Below are 4900 nucleotides of genomic sequence, written 5' to 3' on the forward strand. Positions count from 1 at the left end.
CAGCGTTCATCTGCGGTTAAATACAGAACGCATGCACGACGCGGGCGTCATAAATGAAGCCCCTACAAAAGAAACCTCCTAGCAAACTCTCCACTCTCCACTTCCTACTCCCTACTGGGCAAGTCCCTTGCCCCCCACTCCGCTCCGCGTGCTACGAGAAGTCGAATTTGACTTCGCCGTTCATGATCTTGAGCTTGGCGTCGAAGTCTTTGCCGGCTTTGGATTTGAAGCCGGTGATGGTGGCGGTGCTGCCGGTCTGTAGTAATTCTTTGGCGGCTTCGAGGGGGATCTCTTTTTGCGCCATCGTTTTCCAAATGACAAATTTGCAGCCGTTGCGCCAGTTGGAACAGCCGTAGGCTTTGCGGCCGATCACGATGTCGCCGCCGCAGGTGGGGCACTGCCCGAGGGCTTCTTGACCGGCTTCTTTTTTGGCGACTTCGGCTTCTTCGAAACTGAAATTGCCTTGTTTGTCCAGTTGAAGGGTGGCGAAGCGTTTGCTTCCGTCGACTTCGATGGGGTGCGGGGTGAGGCTGCGCTTATGCGTCAGTATCTCACGGGCGAGTTGGGGCCCGATGCCTAGCCCCCAGAGTTCGCCGGGCAGGACGAATTTGCAGCCGGCCTTCCAATCGGAGCAACCGTAGGCGGCCTTGCCGCGAATGACGGGGGCATTGCAGATGGGACAGGGCCCGAGGTTGGCGAGGCTGACGGTCTTGGCGGAGGTGCATTGCAAAATCTCGCGAGTGTAGTCGGCGACCTCGGACATGAATTGGGCGGGATCATACTCGCCGCGCTCGACTTGTTTGAGCCGGAATTCCCAGTCGCCGGTGAGTTCGGGGGACTTGAGACGCTCGTCTTGGATCAGGGAAATGAGGCCGCGGCCGGACTCGGTGCTGATGAGGTTTTTCTTTTTGCGTTCGACGTAGTTGCGCGAAATGAGGACTTCGATGATGGAGGCGCGGGTGGCGGGGGTGCCGACGCCTTTGTCCTTGAGGGCTTCTTTGAGTGCCTCATCAGTCACGATCTTACCAGCGGTCTCCATGAGTTGCAGCAGGGTGGCTTCGTTGAAGCGCTTGGGCGCGGAGGTTTTAAACTGGGGCAGCGAGGGCTGGTGTGGGTTGCTTTCGCCCTTTTGGAAGTCGGGCAGTTCCTGCGCGGCGTCGTCGGCCTTGGCCTTGCCCTTGGTCTTTTTGGCGGTCTCCACGGGCTCGGATTTGCCGTAGAGCGCCTGCCAGCCGGGATCGACCAGCACCTTGCCGCGGGCGCGGAAGGGTTCTTCGGCGGCGACGGCGTTGACCACGGTGACGGCCTTAATGCAGGGCGGGTAGAAGACGGCGATCAGGCGGGTGACCACTGCCTGGTAGAGCTTGCGCTCGTCGCCGGCGAGGGAGTCGCCGAGCACTTCGGTGGGCAGGATGGCGTGGTGATCGGAGACCTTTTTGTCGTCGACGATGCGGGCGTTGAAGGGCAAGGCGGCGGTGTCGAGCGGGGCGATCTCTTCGGGCTTGAGGCGGCGCAGGGCTTCTAGCAGCGGGGGGATGGTGGGCTGGATGTCGCTGCTGATATAGCGGCTGTCGGTGCGGGGGTAAGTGAGGTGCTTACTTTCGTAGAGGTTTTGCGCGAGCTTAAGCGTCTGATCGGCGGTGAAGCCGTAGCGCTTATTCATATCCTGCTGCAGGGAGGTGAGATCGTAGAGCTGGGGCGGGTTGGCCTTTTCGTTCTTTTTAGTGACGGATTTGACCACCAATTCCTGGCCGGTGACCTTTTCCAGAATGGTCTGGGCCTTGGCCTGATCTTCGAATTTGCCGCCGGTGTGCTTGAAGGTGGCCTCACGGCAGAGGGTGTGGACCTCCCAGAAGTCCTTGGGCTTGAAGTATTCGATCTCGAGGTCGCGGTTGACGATCATGGCGAGAATGGGTGTCTGCACCCGGCCGAGACTGAGCAGGAGGTTGCGCTTGCCGTATTCGACGGTAAAGAAACGGGTGGCGTTGAGCCCCACGATCCAGTCGGCCTCGCTGCGGCATTTGGCGGCGTAATAGAGGCGGTCGTAGTCGGTGCTGGAGGCCAGTTTCTTAAAGCCTTTTTCAATGGCGGCATTGGTCAAGGAGCTGATCCAGAGGCGCTTGCAGGGCTTATTCTCGCACTCGGTCCAGGTGAGGATGTAGCGAAAGATCAGCTCCCCCTCACGACCGGCGTCCGTCGCGCAGACAATTTCGTCGGCTTCTTGAAAGAGTTTTTTAATGATCATCAGCTGATCATGTGCAGAGCCGTCCTTGCGCGAGCGCAGTTTAAATTCTTCGGGAATGATGGGGAGATTGCTGAGGCGCCAGGGCTTCCAATCGGGCTGGTATTCTTCGGGCTCTTGCAGCTCCACCATGTGGCCGAAGGCCCAGGTAATGGTCCACTCGTCATTTTTCAGGTAGCCCTGCCCCTTGCTGGTAGCTTTGAGGTATTTCGCGATATCGCGGGCGACGGAGGGTTTTTCTGCTAAAACAACTTTCATGAGGTGTGGAAAGGACACTGTTGTCGCTTCGATAGTTCGTGCCAGACAAAAGATAAAAAATACCGTGAATGGGGACGTGACACGGGGGAACGTGACACGGGGGGCTGGGAGGGACGTGGGCTGGGGGGGGACGCTGGAACTTGAACCGTTCCGTCTTCATTTCATTACGCCGTGACATGTAATTTACCGCGTAAAGAGCTACGCTCCACGCGGCTGGCTGTGAATTTGCGTGAATCTTACACGACGCTGGAACTTGTAAGGACGCTGGGACTTGTAAGGACGGGGTTTTCTTACATGACGCTGGGATTTGTAAGGACGCTGGCTTGTAAGGATGTGGTTTATCTTATATGCGCTGGGCTTGGGAGGACCTGGGGCTTCTGTTTTGGTTTGGAGTTCCGCTTTTAAGCGGCTGCGTGGTGCAGGTTCAAGAGAGGCTATACACATCCGATGTTCAATGTTGGGCGTTCCCCACTTTATGCACCAATCCGGCACCTGATATTAACCGCAGATGGACGCCGATACACGCAGATCACTGAGATGAATGTTTTGTAAGGGCGTCATTTATGGCGTCCGCCGTGGTCAAGCTGCAGACAATAGGATTCTATTTATCAGCGTTCATCTGCGTTGATCTGCGGTTCAAAATAGCGTCGGGTAAGCGCTGGTGCTGACTCTGACGCGGGCGACGAGCAAGCTCGCACACGACGGCGGACTGGGCAAGTCCCCCCCCTCACGCTGATCCGCGGCTGAACGGAACGGGAACGGGGTCTAAAGAGCCCCGCTACTTTGGGGCGCCCGTCGTTCGGCGAGCTCATTGCCTCCTAGGCTCTTTTTTACTCCCCACTCTCCACTCTCCACTTTCCACTGCGCGCGTCGCGCGTCACGCGTCGGCTGACGAAGTGACACTTGCCGCTTTACCTGTGCGGGGAAAGCGGCATGATGCCTGTTTTTCACTCTCCACTTTCTACTGCGCGCATCGCGCAACTACTCAGCGCTCCGCGCGCTGCCATATTATGGGCCGTAATTCTATTCATAAAATTAAACGTCCGCCTCGTCATTCGAAGGGGCCGACGATTATTCACATCGAAAACGAGGACGACTTGTTCGACTTGATCGAACGCACGGAGAATCCTTTGATTCTGATACTCGAAGGCCTGCAAGACCCACAGAATCTGGGCGCTTGCTTGCGCACGGCTTCGGGTGCGGGCGTGACTGCGGTGCTGGCGCCGGTCAAGGGTGCTTGTGGCATCACGCCGACCGTGCGTGATATCTCCTGCGGCGGTGCGGATGACGTGCCATTCTTGCGCATTAAAAACATCGGCAATTTGCTGCGTAAATTCCACGACCAGCGCATCCAGATCGTGGGCACCTCCGATCGTGGCGACGACATGCTGTACGATGTCGATTTCAATCAGCCGACCGCGCTTGTTCTAGGCAGCGAGGGCTGGGGACTGCGCAAGGTGACCGGCGATAAATGCGACCACTTGGTCAGTATCCCGATGGCGGGCACAGTGGATTGCTTGAACGTATCGGTTTCTGCAGGTGTTTGCTTGTATGAAGCAGTACGACAGCGGATGAAGTAGCGGGGGGGGAGAACGTCGAACATTGAACCTGCTTGCCCTGCGTAGCTCATTGAGCGAAGCAGGGGTCCAACGCTCAATGATGAATGGGCTTGATCCGAATGACTAAGAATAATTGCGAATCCTCTACGACATCTGACTTTAAAGTTTTTGTCTATGGCACGCTGAAGCCGGGCGGGCACTACTGGCCGGCGTTTTGTGCGGGTAAACTGGCGGCGGAGCCGGTGCCGGCGAAGATCCGGGGGGAGCTGTACGATCTGCATGTGGGCTATCCGGGCTTGCTGCTGCGGGGGGAGCAATGGGTGCATGGCTACCTGCTGGAGATGGCGAATGCAGCGGCCTTCGCAGGCTTGGACTATTTGGAAGGCTACGTGCCAGGCCGACCGGCCGCGGAGAATGACTACAATCGCCTGCGGGTGACTTGCTTCACTCCTGCGGGCGAAGCGCTGTCGGAAGTCTGGATCTACGAAATGAGCGCCGAGAAGATCGCCCAGCATGGCGCCACGCGCATCGAAAGTGGTGACTGGCCAGTTTGAAGCAATTCTCCAATGGATTGAGCCCCATCGATCTGCAACCGCAGAAACGTGGCGGGGCTCTTTAGACCCCGTTGACGCATGAGCGGCCATTCCACACCGCGAGCTGGCCACGCTGCACGGAACCGAGCCTAAAGGACTCGGCTACGCGGAGCACGACGCAGAAACGTGGCGGGGCTCTTTAGACCCCGTTGACGTATGAGCGGACATTCAACACCGCGAGCTGGCGAGCACACGGAACCGAGCCTAAAGGACTCGGCTACGCTAAGCACGACGCAGAAACGTGGCGG

Annotated in this window: 3 protein-coding genes; 2 read left to right on the top strand and 1 reads right to left on the bottom strand. The window is 57.9% G+C overall.

The genetic code is table 11. The annotated features are described in order from the left end of the window. Window positions 1-151 precede the first annotated feature (151 nt). Window positions 152-2500 carry a DNA topoisomerase 3 gene (locus QEH52_RS18990; RefSeq protein ID WP_308952532.1) on the bottom strand — a complete coding sequence of 783 codons (2349 nt, stop codon included), beginning with the start codon at window positions 2498-2500 and terminating at the stop codon, window positions 152-154. Window positions 2501-3510: 1010 nt separating this feature from the next. On the opposite strand from QEH52_RS18990, the gene rlmB reads away from it, so the two are divergent. Both rlmB and QEH52_RS19000 read left to right on the top strand, forming a co-directional pair. Continuing rightward, window positions 3511-4080, top strand: a complete 570-nt coding sequence (rlmB, locus tag QEH52_RS18995) for a 23S rRNA (guanosine(2251)-2'-O)-methyltransferase RlmB (protein ID WP_308952533.1) — start codon at window positions 3511-3513, stop codon at window positions 4078-4080. Between the two features lie 98 nt (window positions 4081-4178). Next, the gene (locus tag QEH52_RS19000; RefSeq protein WP_308952534.1) at window positions 4179-4613 is read left to right on the top strand and encodes a gamma-glutamylcyclotransferase family protein; all 435 of its coding nucleotides are present in this window, start codon (window positions 4179-4181) and stop codon (window positions 4611-4613) included. Window positions 4614-4900: the final 287 nt, after the last annotated feature.

The organism is Thalassobacterium maritimum (assembly GCF_031127805.1).
GTDB lineage: Bacteria > Verrucomicrobiota > Verrucomicrobiia > Opitutales > Coraliomargaritaceae > Thalassobacterium > Thalassobacterium maritimum.

What these genes read in the sequence shown, in the direction of transcription:
- QEH52_RS18990 (WP_308952532.1), bottom strand. Translation starts at nt 2,500, where the DNA reads ATGAAAGTTGTTTTAGCAGAAAAACCCTCCGTCGCCCGCGATATCGCG.
- rlmB (WP_308952533.1), top strand. Translation starts at nt 3,511, where the DNA reads ATGGGCCGTAATTCTATTCATAAAATTAAACGTCCGCCTCGTCATTCG.
- QEH52_RS19000 (WP_308952534.1), top strand. Translation starts at nt 4,179, where the DNA reads ATGACTAAGAATAATTGCGAATCCTCTACGACATCTGACTTTAAAGTT.